The sequence below is a fragment of the Methanobrevibacter sp. genome (assembly GCF_045539575.1).
Classification (GTDB): Archaea; Methanobacteriota; Methanobacteria; order Methanobacteriales; family Methanobacteriaceae; genus Methanocatella.
On the sequence record NZ_JAZQFM010000058.1, the window covers coordinates 13,771 to 28,936 of the forward strand.

A 15,166-nucleotide genomic window follows, 5' to 3' on the forward strand; every position below is an offset into this window, starting at 1 on the left:
TCCTCATTTCAATTTTTATCATTACTTACACAGTTATTGTTGCAATATACTCAGTGAATTCATCAGAATCAATTTCAGGGTCACAAATTACAAATTCACCATCACAAACACTTAAAAAGTGACAGATTGCAATTCCAAGGTCAATTTTTTGCACTTCCCAGTCAACAATGGATACATAACCCTCAGCATGTCTTACATAGAAATGATAGGAATTTCCGACTTTCACTATCCTCCATGGCTGCCTGTTAGCAGCAGATGGTGCCCAACGAACCGCTTCAAGACAATCTTCACTAGATTCCATCGGGTTTGAGAAATCCCCTTCAAAAAACAGTTCAGATGACGGGAATCTTTCATCTCCCCTAACGCTTTGCCTCAATTTTGAATCAACCTCAGATTGAGTTTCAGACGGATATCCCAGAGGAGTCACTATCATCATGTATTCATCGTCCTTTGTATCCGCAGCCCTTTCAAAAAGCTCACGGTTTAATGTTCCGCCAATCCAGGTGGTTCCGATTCCAAGGGACCATGCATACAAAACCATTTTTTCAAAGGAATAGCCGAAAGCCTCCTCGCAGTGTTCAACTTTAGGTACCTTTGCGGCAATGTAAATATCTTCACCTTCAATAACCGGAGATGACAGTCCGTATTTTTCCTTATCAAGTATCATGAATTCAACAGGAATATCATAGGGGTTGTCGATTGTTTTAATGTAGTTGCATAATTTTTTTAAGTCACTTTCAGAAATTTTTGTACCGTCAAAAGTTCTGAAACTTTTTCTGGTCTTGATTAATTCCATCATATCCATTATTATTCACCAGTTCAGCAATTACCTAAAAAATAGGATTTAATTATTAAATTGTTTTTGAAGTTTAAAAATTTAATTATGAATAGATAATGTAAACAAAAAATAGAAAAAAATAAGCCCAAAAAAGAGGGCTGAATTAAAGAATTATAACAATTCTTTTCTTAAATCAATAGTGTCTTTTAAATCTGGTCCAGTTGAGATGATAGTAACTGGCACACCAGTTTCAGTTTGAATGTCTTCAATGAAAGCTTTGGTTTCAGCAGACAATTCATCATAGTTTTGTACGCGAGCACAGTCGAATAATCTGTCGACACATGTTAAAGCGATTTGAGTTGCACCGTTGATTCTGCATGATTCTTTAGCAAGTTCCATATCAAAGTAACCGATTCTTCTACGTCTTCCGGTTACTACACCATACTCTTCAAGGCCTTTGCTTTCAGCTTCTTCTTGAGTCATCTCGGTTGGGAATGGACCTTCTCCAACACGGGAAATGTAAGCTTTAAATACATCAATGACTTCATCTACTTTAGTTGGTCCAACTCCAACATCCGCAGCAAATGTGGATGCTGTTGTGTCTTTACTGGTTACGAAAGGATAAGATCCATAATAAAGTGAAAGAGCGAAACCTTGTGATCCTTCAATGAATACATCTTCACCATTGTCGATAGCTTCATTAACTTCAAGGGATACATCGGTAATGTAATCTTCAAGCTCAGGAATATCTTTTGCCAAATCAATAGTTCTCAATACACGGTCTGAATTAGCTGGTCCACAGCCTGAACCAGTACTTCCTATTTTTTTAGCTAAATGTTCTGATTTGACATCACGTTCCATGTGGTCCTCAGAAATAATTGCGCATCTAGGATCAACACACATTCTTTCTTTTACATTATATTTTTTTAAGTCTTCAAATTCTTTAAATAACACATCCGGATTTACTAAAACTCCAGCACCAATCATGAGTTTAGCATCAGTATGCAGGAAACCAGATGGAGTTAATCTTAAACCATATTTTTCGCCGTTAAATTCAACGGAATGCCCTGCATTTGGCCCAACTCCTGCACGAGCAATAATATTTGGTTTATCATTGTCACAAAGGTAAGTGATACATTTTCCTTTACCTTCGTCACCCCATGCTCCACCAACTAAAATACTACAAGTCATCTAATAACTCCTTAAAAATTAATTATTGAAAATTTATAAAATTTTCATACCACTAATATTATATAGTTACTAATTAAAAAGCTTTTCCAAAATACAGGTTTAATATTTAAAAAAATGAGTATAATATAAATACAAAGTATTCAAAAAAATGGAAAAATAGAATAAAAAAATGAATAAATTATTTTTTAGGCATTTTTAACGGATGGTTTTCACACATCGGATCTTTAACAATATTCCTTTTGAGATGATATTTCAAAAAGTAAAGCATCCACTGGTTAGAAAGTTCCCTAAGTGATGAATCGTCCAATTTCTCATATTTGGTGAAGAAATCCATCTGGTCTCCGCCGACGGCAATAGCTATCTCCTTTGTTTCAACCAACATGAAAAAGTCATTGCGGATATTATGAATGTCAAAGTCTTCAACAACAGAAATTGTTTTTTCTTTTTTATAATTGTAGAAAAAGGTATTAAGATATTCAAAATCGACAAACTTAATATCCACTACATCAAACAAGACCTCTTCACTCAATATTTGATTTTTGAAATTATATTTAGCCAAAAAGTCAATATCCCAGATATTATTATAAAATGCAGTGATAAATGAATCAACCGCAAAACGAACTGTCAGTGAAAAATTTTCACTTTCTTTAGGAACGCCAAGTTCAACATCCTGAAATTCAATATATATTGAATCTTGAGCCATTTCTATAGAAGTCCATTTCCCTGAATTGATAATTACATCACGTATTAATTTTAGTGATCGAATATTCATTTTAACACCTACTGTTTACAAAAACGTCATATGCCCCTTCAATTTCATATTCTTTTTCGCCATCAAATGACTTGTCCCATTTGAAAGGATTAATTTCAATTTGATTGTTGATTGTTCCATCCCATACAAGTGAAAAACCTGCAGATTTTAAGCAATCCGCAACAATTTCGCCGATCTGCAATGCTTTTTTCTCATCATTTTCAAAATCGCCGAAAGTGATTTTTAATTTTTCCTCTTCAATTGCTTCCTCTATATCCTCAAATGAGTAGAAGCAAAATCCTTCAGGACGGAATTTATTATTTATAAGATGAACATTTAGTTCAAAAGCATCAGCGACACCCTCTTCGATATCATAACCGCAGTTATGAACCGCTACAATATCCTTAAGAGCCAGTGCCTTGAAAGCTTCTTCAAGTTTATTAAAATTATCGTTTGTGAAATCGTTTAAAGAAATGTTAAACTTAGAAAAATCAATTTCTTCTTCTATGAACTGATCTTCTAAGATTTCTTCAATTTCTTCAACATCAAAAAATCCAGATTTAGTAAGTAACTCTATCAGATATTCGATTTCATCAACTAAATCCTGATCCATAATACCACTAGTCATCTTCTAAAAGCATTTGAATATGAGTGACATTTCCTCTTTCAGTGAAACCTACAATAATTCTGCTTTCACCAAGTTTTGCAACTGCAAAGTCCTCATGTTCCTTAAAACCATATCCTTTTAGTTTTGTATATCCTTCAAATGCAATTTTAGGATATACCTTGAAATTCTTTTGGAAAATTGCAAAGGTATTTCTGAACTTTTCAACAGAGTTATTCTCTTTTATCAAATCAGATTCAACAGCTACAAAAATATCCAAACCGTCTTCGGATACTGCATAGTAACCGTCCAAATCCAAAATTGAAATTGTTGCCATTGCTAAAGCGTGGCATGCATTATAACCTGCATTGATAACTGGAGAATTAAATTCAGGAATGCCGAATTCATCCCCAATAGCTTTCATTTGACGTGCTGATTGAATTATATTGTCATCAAATCCTATGGATTCATTATCCCACGCCCATGACCATTGATTTAATTCTTCTGCAAAGAAACCTAAAATCTGAACAGGCAATTCGATGTCATCAAAGGAAATGACACCTTTTTCAATGTCCAAATCGCCTACTTTATCATCAATCAAATCTGATAAATTTTCTTGCTTGTCTAAAGCTAAAGCACCGTATTTTGATAAAACAACTTTAAATGAATCTCCTTCTTCTATTTGTATTGGTTTTTCAAACTTATCTTTCAAATTAAACACCTAAAATTCTAATTTTGAAATTCTATCCATTGCTTCTTTAGTATTTTCTAATGTATTGAATGCAGTGAGTCTTAAGTATCCTTCTCCGCTTGGACCGAATCCGGAACCAGGAGTTCCAACAACATTAGCTTCGTTTAACAAAATGTCGAAGAATGCCCATGAGTCCATGTCGTTAGGAGTTTTTACCCAGATATAAGGGGAGCTTATTCCACCATAGACTTCAAGACCTATATCGGTTAAACTTTCCCTGATGATTTTTGCATTTGCCATGTAGTAGTCAACTACTTCAGCAATTTGTTTTTGACCTTCAGGAGAGTATGTTGCTTCAGCGGCCCTTTGTACAGGATAGGATGCTCCGTTGAATTTAGTGGTTTGTCTTCTGTTCCATAACGGATTGATTTCCACTTCGTTTCCTTCACTGTCATATCCTATCAATTCTTTAGGTACAACTGTGTATGCACAACGGGTTCCAGTGAAACCAGCGGTTTTTGAGAAACTTTTGAACTCAATTGCAACTTCTTTTGCACCTTCAATTTCATAAATACTGTGAGGAACATTATCTTCATTAATAAATACTTCATAAGCAGCATCAAATAAAATAACAGCTTTATTTTCTTTTGCCCAATCAACAAATACCTTCAATTGGTCTTTAGTTAATGTGGTACCTGTCGGATTGTTAGGGTAACATAAGTAAATTATGTCTACTGGTTCAGATGGAAGTTCTGGAACAAATCCGTTTTCAGCATTGCATTTAAGGTAAGTTAAACCTTCATACATACCGTCATCGCCCATTTCACCTGTTCTTCCAGCCATTACATTGGTGTCAACGTATACTGTGTAAACAGGATCGGTTACTGCAATCTTGTTGTCAATGCCAAATATTTCCTGAATATTTCCAGTATCACATTTTGCACCATCACTTATGAAAACTTCTGAAGTGTCTAAATCAATTCCGTATTTATTGTAATCATTTTTAATAATAGCTTCAGCCAAAAATCCGTAACCTTGTTCTGGACCATAGCCCATAAAGGTGTCTGCGTTGCCCATTTCATCAACAGCATTTTTAAATGCCTCTACAACTGCTGGAACTAATGGCTTAGTTACATCCCCGATACCCATTTTGATAACGTCAGCATCAGGATTTGCTTTTGTAAATTCTGCTTCTCTTCTTGCAACTTCAACAAAAAGATAACTACTTTTCAATTTAAGATAGTTTTCATTAATTTTAACAACCATAATTATTCCTCATAAATAATAATCTAATTTATATTTGATTTTATGAATATATAAATATGAATGTATGTGAAAAAATGATAATTTTTTATTAAATGGAAAAAGAATAATATCACTAAAATAGAGTTAATGAAAAATAATCCAGACTTCTTATTTTTTAAAATAACCATATTTAACCCATAATAAACAATGTTTAGTCATTGAAACTATTTTAATTAAAAAATAAACAAATATAAGAAATAATTTACTTACATATGAAAATATTTAAATTAATGATTTTACATAATATAATATTACTATAAACTAGGATTGGAATTGGGATAATATGAACGGACTAACTATATTACTTTGGATAACAATTTTTATAATTGGTGTAATTGCAATCATTGCAGTTAAATTGCACTACAGAGGATCAGAATTGGAAAAAGATGAAAATTCTATCATACCTACCGATACCATAGATGGGTTGATATCCTTTGGTCAGGAAAAAATTTCAAACAGTAATAATAACAATAATCCTAAAAGTCTTTCCCCTCAATCTTACAATACTTATGATTATCCAATTGAAGAAGTTGTTGAAGAGAAATACGACATATATGAAGCTCCTAAAACCGAGGATTACTCATATGACAAAGTCGAATACGAATCTCAAAATCAAGTACTTATAAATTATAAAAATGAAGTTGAAAAGTTCCAAGAACCAATGACTCAAAGCCAGGTTGAAATTATGACTCAAGATAACGAAAAACATGAATTAAAGGATTTATTCACTATTGATGAACTCATTAAAGAATCTAAAAGAAAAGACAGTGAAAGAGAAAAAGAAGCACAGCAAATTAATAAAGATGATGACGATTTAACTGAAATTAAAGAAAGCATCAGAAGAAGAAAAGAAAATGAGGATGTTGAAGACAGCCTCATTGAAGAAATCTTAGCTGATGAAGAAATCGGAGAAATTTTAAGTTCAGAAGAAACTGTTGAGGAAAAATCCGAACCAACAATTCAAGACATCATTAATGAAAGCGAATCAAAAGCAGCCGAAAGCGTCGAAGAAGCTGCAGTTGAAGAAACCTCTTCAGAACCAACAATCGAAAGCATTATTGAGGAAAAACCTGAAGAAGAAACCATACAAAATGTTTTGGATGTTGAAGAACAAGCTGAAGAAAGTGTTGAAGAAGAAAACGTTTCCCCAAGTGAAATCGAAGCTCCATCACAAAAAGACATTGCAGAAGCTATTGATAATGCATCCCAAGAGATTGAAGAAAATGAAATCGAAAGCATTTCTGAAAGTGACAATATCACTGATGTCTTATTAAACTCAGAACAAGAAGCTGAAGAAGAAATCATTAAGGAACCTGTCTTAAAATCACCAACTAAAATTGATGATACACAAAATGATGATCTCAGTGCTCCAATTGATGACAGTAACTTAACCGAACCTGTAAATGACTTGGATTACAGAAAAGATTTAGCTAAAATCACAAACACCATCAAAGGTTCAAAATTATTCCAAGACGTTAAAGAAAGATTAACAGGAGAACCTGAAGAAGAAATTGACCCAATAGAAGACCTTAATTCATCCTACATCAGAAACGTTAATGAATATGAAGAGGAATACGACGAATATGCACCAATCATCAATGAAACACATGATGAATTCGGTGAAATCTACGAACCAGAAACTGACTATGATCAAGTCATTAGAGAAGAAAACACACGTAGATTAATGAATAATTCCGGAATCATTCCTGAACCTGAAATAGCTAAACCAAAAATTGAAACTATTAAATCCAAACCTTCAAGAGAAAACATAAAAATACAATTAGGCAATGCTGATGTTGTTCTTAAAAAAGGAGACGAAATCATTTTCAAACATGACGGAGAAACATACTCCAGCCAAGTTTATGCTATTAACGGTGATGACATCTCTGTTAGATACAGACGTAAAGACATTGTCATCAAACCTGAAGATGTCAAAAAAATATATTAGAGTTATTTAACTAACTCTTAACTTTCTTTTTTTATTTTTAAACAATTTCATTAATTATATCCAATTTGTCAGATTGAATCATTACTATTTTTCCATCAACAACATAATCAAAATAATATCTTGGATGAGTGTTTTTAACCAAACCAGAGGATTCAGTTGCTGATTCATTCTTAAATATTCCTTGAACGCCATTGATTGTTTTTTCATGATAGCTTCCATCATTTAAGAGATTTATGTCAACATTTTCACCCAAATCATATACTGTAATATTGAGCAACAGTATATCATTCTGATGGAAAGTTCTCTGCTCTTTTATTGCTTTGTGATTCAGTATTTCCGCATCATATCTTAAATCAGAGGAATTTTCATCTTCAAGGAATCCCCATGATATTGGAAAGTCAATACCGTTAATGTTAATATCTCTAGGATCATCAAGATGAAATCTATCAAGAGAAGGAGTGGGACTTGCATGATAATACATCAACAGCACAACCATGCTCAAAATAAAAAAGGTTATGCAAAAAACAGTTTTCTTATTCATTTTATCTTAAAAAAAAGAGATTAGAAGAATTAATTGGATTCTTCTTTGTTTAATTTGTAGCTTCCATTTTCAACTATATATTTTGGAACAATAATCTTGAGGGAACGAATAATATTCAAATAAAAGTCGTCAAGTTCCCTGTCCGCATAAGGATAGGTATATTCAAAAATATACAGGTTATTGTCTTCCACATATAAGAATTCATTGCGGCGAAGCTCATTTTCACCATCTGAAAATGATGAAACGATCATATAGTAAATATCATCGTTTATTGCCAGAAAGTCAGAATTTAATAATGTGATTTTATCCTGATTTCCTATATTCTTCTCAATGTCATCACGAATTTCAGGAAGACCTACCAATGTAGGAGTTGTTGAAAATTTAATGGACATCGGTATTTTAGTATTTACCAGATACATGTCATTAAATTCATCTTTTGTAGCTATTGGCTCAAAATCCTCTGGCATTTCAAGAGTTACAAAGCCGTTTGAAAACAATGTCACAAAAATCACCTATTTATGTGCATAGTAGAATACTAACTCATCATCTTTGATTTCATCCAAACGAGCAAATCCTACTCTTTCAAATTGAACTACATCACCGACGGATAAGTCGCTGAGTGCGCTTTCACCTAAACCGGATTTAACTGATGCGTCATCCATTACGATTTTAACATTGACATTTTCATCTACAGGAACCCATTGGATGATTCTTGCTTTAGCTTCCCTTGCATCTTCAAATGAAGTGGAGTGATAGGTCACGTCTTCACCTTTGATGTCAACATTTACGGCATCCATCAATCTGAATAATCCGTCTTTAACGTCTGAAGCTGCCAAATATGCACTTCCGTCAAATGGCAAGTGTCTGTTTCCCCTGTCCAGGTGGTCTGCATGAAGTGGTCTTTCAATATCAACTTTACCATCTTCATAACCGTCGACAGTGATTTCTACAGGATTTTCACAGAAGAAGTACCTGTTGGCTACAGGTTCCAGGAAGTTACGGTTTAATCCGTAAATCTTTTTCCAGCTGATAGCTGAATCAGCCATTTTAACACCCATTTCAGTGATTAAATCATAGATTGTTCTTGGGTCGATTCCACGTCTTGCAATAGCTCTGAGGGTTCCGAGTCTAGGGTCATCCCATCCGGAGTAAGTGCCGTTTTCAATTCCTTCTTTTGCTTTGGAAGTACTTAATGCAATGTCTTCCATTTTTAATCTTCCGTAGTGGATATATTCAGGCACATCCCATTCCATATGGTCATACAGGTATTTTTGCTTTTCAGTGTTTGCAAGGTGGTCTTTACCTCTCAATACATGAGTCAGTCCCATCAGATGGTCGTCCACTGCAACAGAGAAGTTCATCATAGGATATATTCTGTATTTTGTTCCTAAACGAGGATGTTCCTCATCAACCAATCTCATTGCAACCCAGTCACGGATAGCAGGATTTTTATGTGCAATGTCAGTCTTTACTCTTAATACTGCTTCACCAGCTTCCATTGTATCGAATTTATCCCATAACTCCAGGTTTTCTTCTACGGAGTTGTCCCTGCATGGGCATGGTTTGCAGTTATCCTTAAGCTCCTTGAATGTTGCTCCGTCACAGGTACACATGTATGCGGCACCTTTTTCAATCAACTGACGAGCGTAGTCATAATAAATGTCAAATCTGTCTGACTGATAAATAATTTCATCAGGTTTGATTCCTAACCATGCCAAATCTTCAGGAATCATTTCATAAGCAGGTTCAAAGACTCTTTTTGGATCGGTATCTTCAATTCTTAAGATTAATTTTCCTTTATGTCTTTTTACATATTCTGCATTAGGAACAGCTGCTCTTGAGTGTCCTATATGAAGTGGCCCGCTTGGGTTTGGAGCGAATCTCAATACGATGTTTTCATGAGTTCCTGGAAGTTCCTGAAGGCCTACTTCTTTTGCTTTAGGTTTTTTATCTTCAACTTCCACACCGTATTTTTCCATCTCAGCCGCTTGCTCTTCAGGAGTTAAAGCGTTGACTTTCGCTACAATTTTACCAGACATAGGGCCGATTTCTTTAGCTTTGCTTCTGAGTTCAGGTTCGTTTGCCATGATTGAACCCATTACAGCACCGGGATTTGCACTTCCCTTATGCTTTGCTGCATTAAGTAAAGCATGTTTATAAATAATCTCTTCTAAATCATTCATTTAATCATCACAATTTAATCAATTTTATAAAAATAAGCAATATTATTTATTTATTTAAAAATATATAAATATAGTGAGAGTAGTTATAAAAGAAATTGGAGCTTGAAAAAAATTAGGTTGATATAATGAATGAGCATATCTCAAAAGCAAAGCAATATATTGAAGAAGGCAATTTTAAAGAAGCTCTGAAATTAGCAAGAAAACAGCACGGGAAGGATGACGTAGAATCATATTTATCAATTTTAGACATGCTTGTTGAAGCGGGACATTTGCCTGCTTTGGAAGAGAAGGGAATGTATTACCAGTATTACGACCCAACCCATGACAACGGAGATTATGGTGAGAAATATTTCGATGAATACTTATCAATTCAGCCAAAATCAATCAATGCATTGTGCGATAAAGCAATGTCAAAGTTCAATAAGGGCAAAATTGATGAATCTCTGGAATACATGGACAAGGCCCTTGACAAATACAAACCTTACTCTAAAATTGAAGAGCCGAGACTGTCAAAAAAAGAAATCATTATGGCAAGGATTGAACTGCTTGTTCAGGCGAAAAGATATGACGATGCGCTGAGAAGCCTTAACAACTATGAAAATCAATTCGGTTCCGATCAGAAATCAGACTTATATAAAGGCCAGATGCTTCAAAAAACAGGAAAAAATGAAGAGGCATTGACCTATCTGGAAAAATCCCTTCAGGAAGAGGACACCATAATAGCTTTAAATGCCAAGGGTGATGCATTATATGAGCTTAAACGCTATAATGAAGCTCTTAAAGCATACGATGATTGCATTACCTACGAAAGTAAAATTGAAGATGATTTGGAACTGATTACCAATTTTAACTATAAGGCTGCATTCTGCTGCGTGAACCTTGGGAACAATCAAAAGGCAGTGCAGTACTTAAACAAAACAATCAACATGTTAAATGAACATGGCAGACTTCCAAAGGACATTGAAGCCATTTATCAGAAATGTGCCTTTAAGAAAGATGAGCTCATGAAACTTGGTGATGTGGAAGATAAGGAATTCAAGAAAACCAAATTTCTATCAACCAAACATTCCCTTATCGCATTGGCCATCATTTTAATTTTATATGTTATACTGAAAATGAACGGTTATTAAGATGAGACTTGGAAAAACTGATTTAGAAGTAAATAAAAATGGATTTGGAGCCCTTCCAATTCAGAGATGCACTATGGATGAAGCTGTCGAAATACTTAAAAAAGCTTATGACAACGGAATAAACTTTTATGACACTGCACACTTTTACACTGACAGTGAAGAAAAAATGGGAAAAGCATTCGAGGATATTCCGCGTGAAAGCATTTACATTGCAAGTAAGACTGCAGCGGAAACACCCGAAGTATTTTGGAGTGATCTGGAAACTTCACTTAAAAGCATGAAGACAGATTATCTCGATTTATACCAATTCCACAATATTTCATTTACTCCTAAAGAAGATGATGAGTTATACCAAGCAATGCTTGAGGCAAAAGAAAAAGGCCTAATAAGACATATTGGAATTACCACCCATAAAATCACATTTGCACATGATGCAGTTGAAAGCGGACTTTATGAAACCCTGCAGTATCCATTTTCATATTTAAGCGGAGATGAAGAGCTGGAACTGGTTGAAAAATGTAAAGAGCATGATGTCGGTTTCATTGCAATGAAAGCAATGGGCGGAGGACTGATTAAAAACTCCAAAGCCAGTTACGCTTACATCAACCAATTCGATAATGTGCTTCCTATCTGGGGAATTCAAAAGCTTGAAGAACTTGACGAGTTCCTATCTTATGATGAAAATACCCAGTTAGATGATGCTTTGAAAGCGGACATTGAAAAAGACAAAGCTGAACTTGGTGAAAACTTCTGCAGAGGATGTGCATACTGCATGCCATGTCCTGAAGAAATCAACATCAGCCAATGTGCCAGAATGTCCCTCTGGATCAGGCGTTTCCCGTCAGAGCCATACCTGACTGAAGAGTATCAGAAAATGATGGACAATACCCTAAACTGTCTTGAATGTTACGCATGTGTAGATAACTGTCCATATGAACTTGACATTCCTGAACTTTTAAAAGAAAACTACGAGGATTATCAAAACGTACTGTCAGGAAAGACAAAAATATAGATAGAATGGATACTATTTTAACAAATCAAAACGATGGGAGATTTCTAAAACTTGTAGAAGAACTAGACCAAGGATACTATGAACGCATTGGCGAGGAACTGTCAAGATATGAAAAATATAATGAGTTTACAAAACCTCATACCGTGCTTTTAGCCCTTGATTTGGATGAACCGATAGCCTGTGCCAGTTATAGGGTTTGCAGTGAAAACAATGTGGAATTTAAGAGAGTATACGTAAAAAAAGAATATAGGAAAAAGGGAATTGCCTATAAACTCATAAAACAGCTGGAAAACACCATCGATTCAAGCTACAAGTATTCATACATCGTTACCGGAAAAAACAATTATCCGGCGATAAGATTATATGAAAAATTAGATTATAAGGAAACTCCAAAATTTGGTCAATTTAAAGATGATGAAACTGTAATTTGTATGAAAAAGGAATTCTGGTGATATTATGAAACAATGTATTGAAAATCCCAATGATGTTGATTGGAAAGGTTTCTGGGCTGAAAAACTGGCAAATAAAGTAGATAAGGACTGGGATAAGGCAGCTCCCGGATTTTACAGAAGAACCAAAAAAGAAGACTATAACGATGCACTTTTCTCAAAACTGATTCTTGATAAGAACGATACCGTTTTGGATGTTGGATGCGGCGAGGGATCCATCACTATTCCCCTTTCAAAAAAGGTTAAAAAAGTAATAGGAATTGATTCATCACCAAAAATGCTGGAATATCTCGAAAAAAGAGCAAAAGACAATGATGCTGATAATATTGAAACCGTTCTAAAATCTATTGAAGAAATAAAATACGATGAAATTGGAGATGTGGACATTGTTGTCTGCTCAAGGTCACTGAATGGAATAGTTCCAATCGATGAGGTGTTAATGGAACTTGACAAAATTGCCAACAAATATGTTTTCATAACCATTTTCGGACCGGAAAACAAAAAAATCGAAAAGGACTTCGATAAGGAACTTGGAATAAAAACAGAAGACTTTCCTGATTACAACTACTTTTTCAACATATTGTTCAACCTTGGGATTTATGCCAACATTGAGCGCTTTGACTTGAATAATTATAGGGAATATGACAGCATTGAAGAAGCCATGGACAACGGTAAATTCAGGCTTGATTTATATTCCGATGCTCAAAAAGAGCAGCTTAAAGAATATCTTGAAAGAATATTAACCTATAATCCTGAAACTAAAAAATATTATAATTTTAAAGACAAGGCGGACTGGATAATGATTTGGTGGAAAAAATAGAGATGATTATTAGATGGAATACATCTAATACCACTTTATGATTGACCCATAATTTTCTAATTCGCTAAAAAAAAATGAAGTGATAAAATGAAATTAATCACTTTTAATCATGGTTAAAATCATTTTATATGGACTGTTTTCAGCCTGAAGCGCATGAGGTTCATTTGCAGGCATGATAATCATTTCACCTTTTTTGACAGTGTGTTTTTCACCGGAAATTGTAATTTCCGCTTCACCATCAATAATTTGAACCATTGCATCAAAAGGAGCGGAATGTTCAGATAAACCCTGTCCCTGATCAAATGCAAAGACAGTTACTGTGCCTAACTCCTTTTTGATTATTTCACGGCTGACTACGCTATCTTTTTGATAATCTATTAATAATTCAACATTTAACGCTTGTGATTTGATATCTTCATTCATACTTATTCTCCCATAATGGTTTTGATATCAGCTATCGCATCACCAGAAGTAGGAGTTAAATTGTAGTTTTCAACTAAAACATTTAAGATATCTTCATTACACCATGCAGGGAGCACTGGTCCGAGCCACATGTCGGTTTTACCAAGGTAGAGTAATGCCCAGAGAACTGCAGCTGCTTTTTGTTCCATCCAGGAGAGAACAATTGTTAATGGCAATTCATTTAATTCCATGTCAAATAATTCACATAATGCTACTGCAACATCAACAGCAACAATTGTGTCGTTACATTGACCGACGTCTAATAATCTTGGGATACCTTCAATGTCACCTAAGTCTAAGTCATTGAATTTGTATTTACCACATGCTAATGTTAAGACAACAGTGTCTTCAGGTAAGTTTTGTACAAATTCCCTGTAATAGTCATTGCGTTTTGCTGCTGTGTCACATCCACCTACTACGAAGAATCTTCTGATTTTACCGTCTAAAACTAATTCTTTAATTTTGTCAGCGTGTTCAACGATAGCTCCTGCACTCCAACCAGTAGTGATTGTGGTTAATTCTTCTGCTTCAAGACCACCTAATGATTTAGCACATTCAATTACTTCTGAGAAATCATAATCTTCAATGGTTTTTACGCCATCAAGTTTAGCTACATCCATTGTGAACATTCTTTCTTTGTATGAGTCCATTGCTGGCAATACACAGTTACTGGTTCCAACAATAGCTGCATTGTATTTTTTGAATGTCATTCTTTGATCATGCCATGCTCCACCTAATTGACCTGCTAAGTTTTCGTATTTGTTGAGGCCTGGGTATCCGTGAGCTGGTAACATTTCGGAGTGAGTGTAAACTTTAATGTCTGTTCCTTCAACTTGTTTTAATAATTCTTCTAATGCTTTTAAGTCGTGACCGGTTACGATAATAGCTGGTCCTTCTTGTGCTCCTACTTTTACTTCCACAGGTTGTGGTTCTCCGTATGCTTCAATATGTGCGTCTTTGAGTAATCTCATTACGTCTACGCTGACTTTACCTGCTTCAAGTGCTAAAGCAACCAAATCGTTTACATCAAAGTTGACGTTGGTTAATGTGGTGTATAACCCTTTAGTCAGGAATGCGTCGATTTCAGGATTGTATTTTCCTAAAACATTTGCATTGTAGTTGTAAGCACTGATACCTTTCATAGTAAAGATCAAGTTATCTTGTAATCTTGCTACAGTTGGTTTTTTACCGCAAACTCCACTTACGGTACATCCGGTACCATGAGCAGTTTGGGAACATTGATAACAAAACATATCTAAGCCTTCATTTGCCATAATAATAACCTCTTTAATTTGATGTTA

At 34.7% G+C, this 15,166-nt stretch carries 16 protein-coding genes; 5 read left to right on the plus strand and 11 right to left on the minus strand.

Annotated features, from left to right (window positions below; translation table 11 throughout):
* Positions 1 to 25: 25 nt before the first annotated feature.
* The 6 genes from ACKI30_RS07705 to ACKI30_RS07730 form a co-directional block, all read right to left on the minus strand.
* Positions 26 to 805 (minus strand): nitroreductase family protein, encoded by a 780-nt coding sequence (locus tag ACKI30_RS07705; RefSeq protein WP_407411352.1) that lies wholly within the window; start codon positions 803 to 805, stop codon positions 26 to 28.
* A gap of 144 nt (positions 806 to 949) precedes the next feature.
* A complete protein-coding gene (locus ACKI30_RS07710; protein WP_407411354.1) occupies positions 950 to 1,969 on the minus strand; it encodes an adenylosuccinate synthetase in 1,020 nt (339 codons plus the stop codon).
* 178 nt (positions 1,970 to 2,147) lie between these two features.
* Positions 2,148 to 2,741 (minus strand): hypothetical protein, encoded by a 594-nt coding sequence (locus ACKI30_RS07715; RefSeq protein WP_407411356.1) that lies wholly within the window; start codon positions 2,739 to 2,741, stop codon positions 2,148 to 2,150.
* A gap of 1 nt (position 2,742) precedes the next feature.
* Positions 2,743 to 3,333: a DUF6891 domain-containing protein gene (locus ACKI30_RS07720; protein ID WP_407411358.1), complete on the minus strand. Its 591-nt coding sequence runs from the start codon at positions 3,331 to 3,333 to the stop codon at positions 2,743 to 2,745.
* Positions 3,334 to 3,340: 7 nt separating this feature from the next.
* Positions 3,341 to 4,036, minus strand: a complete 696-nt coding sequence (locus ACKI30_RS07725) for a DUF6882 domain-containing protein (RefSeq protein ID WP_407411360.1) — start codon at positions 4,034 to 4,036, stop codon at positions 3,341 to 3,343.
* Positions 4,037 to 4,045: 9 nt separating this feature from the next.
* Complete coding sequence (locus ACKI30_RS07730; RefSeq protein ID WP_407411362.1) at positions 4,046 to 5,281, minus strand: LL-diaminopimelate aminotransferase; 1,236 nt, start codon at positions 5,279 to 5,281, stop codon at positions 4,046 to 4,048.
* Positions 5,282 to 5,603: 322 nt separating this feature from the next.
* Between ACKI30_RS07730 and ACKI30_RS07735 the strand changes: the two genes are divergently transcribed.
* The gene (locus tag ACKI30_RS07735) at positions 5,604 to 7,268 is read left to right on the plus strand and encodes an ATPase (RefSeq protein ID WP_407411364.1); all 1,665 of its coding nucleotides are present in this window, start codon (positions 5,604 to 5,606) and stop codon (positions 7,266 to 7,268) included.
* A 37-nt stretch (positions 7,269 to 7,305) separates the two neighbouring features.
* On the opposite strand, the gene ACKI30_RS07740 is transcribed toward ACKI30_RS07735, so the two are convergent.
* From ACKI30_RS07740 to ACKI30_RS07750, 3 genes are all read right to left on the minus strand, one after another.
* Positions 7,306 to 7,764, minus strand: coding sequence for a hypothetical protein (locus tag ACKI30_RS07740; RefSeq protein ID WP_407411366.1), 459 nt, complete (start codon positions 7,762 to 7,764; stop codon positions 7,306 to 7,308).
* A 74-nt stretch (positions 7,765 to 7,838) separates the two neighbouring features.
* Entirely contained in the window at positions 7,839 to 8,312 is a 474-nt protein-coding gene (locus tag ACKI30_RS07745) for a hypothetical protein (RefSeq protein ID WP_407411368.1), read from the minus strand.
* Positions 8,313 to 8,321: 9 nt separating this feature from the next.
* A complete protein-coding gene (locus ACKI30_RS07750) occupies positions 8,322 to 9,992 on the minus strand; it encodes a glutamate--tRNA ligase (protein ID WP_407411370.1) in 1,671 nt (556 codons plus the stop codon).
* 125 nt (positions 9,993 to 10,117) lie between these two features.
* On the opposite strand from ACKI30_RS07750, the gene ACKI30_RS07755 reads away from it, so the two are divergent.
* From ACKI30_RS07755 to ACKI30_RS07770, 4 genes are read left to right on the plus strand one after another with little or no spacing between them, the layout of a single operon-like run.
* Positions 10,118 to 11,122, plus strand: a complete 1,005-nt coding sequence (locus ACKI30_RS07755) for a tetratricopeptide repeat protein (RefSeq protein ID WP_407411372.1) — start codon at positions 10,118 to 10,120, stop codon at positions 11,120 to 11,122.
* Position 11,123: 1 nt separating this feature from the next.
* Positions 11,124 to 12,134, plus strand: a complete 1,011-nt coding sequence (locus ACKI30_RS07760; RefSeq protein WP_407411374.1) for an aldo/keto reductase — start codon at positions 11,124 to 11,126, stop codon at positions 12,132 to 12,134.
* 5 nt (positions 12,135 to 12,139) lie between these two features.
* Positions 12,140 to 12,586 (plus strand): GNAT family N-acetyltransferase, encoded by a 447-nt coding sequence (locus tag ACKI30_RS07765; RefSeq protein ID WP_407411376.1) that lies wholly within the window; start codon positions 12,140 to 12,142, stop codon positions 12,584 to 12,586.
* A 4-nt stretch (positions 12,587 to 12,590) separates the two neighbouring features.
* On the plus strand, positions 12,591 to 13,403 hold the full coding sequence (locus ACKI30_RS07770) for a class I SAM-dependent methyltransferase (RefSeq protein ID WP_407411378.1): 813 nt from the start codon (positions 12,591 to 12,593) through the stop codon (positions 13,401 to 13,403).
* A gap of 93 nt (positions 13,404 to 13,496) precedes the next feature.
* Here the strand turns inward: ACKI30_RS07770 and ACKI30_RS07775 are convergent, their stop codons facing one another.
* Both ACKI30_RS07775 and hcp read right to left on the minus strand, forming a co-directional pair.
* The gene (locus ACKI30_RS07775; protein ID WP_407411380.1) at positions 13,497 to 13,826 is read right to left on the minus strand and encodes a cupin domain-containing protein; all 330 of its coding nucleotides are present in this window, start codon (positions 13,824 to 13,826) and stop codon (positions 13,497 to 13,499) included.
* 2 nt (positions 13,827 to 13,828) lie between these two features.
* A complete protein-coding gene (hcp, locus tag ACKI30_RS07780) occupies positions 13,829 to 15,139 on the minus strand; it encodes a hydroxylamine reductase (RefSeq protein WP_407411382.1) in 1,311 nt (436 codons plus the stop codon).
* Between the last annotated feature and the right edge of the window lie 27 nt (positions 15,140 to 15,166).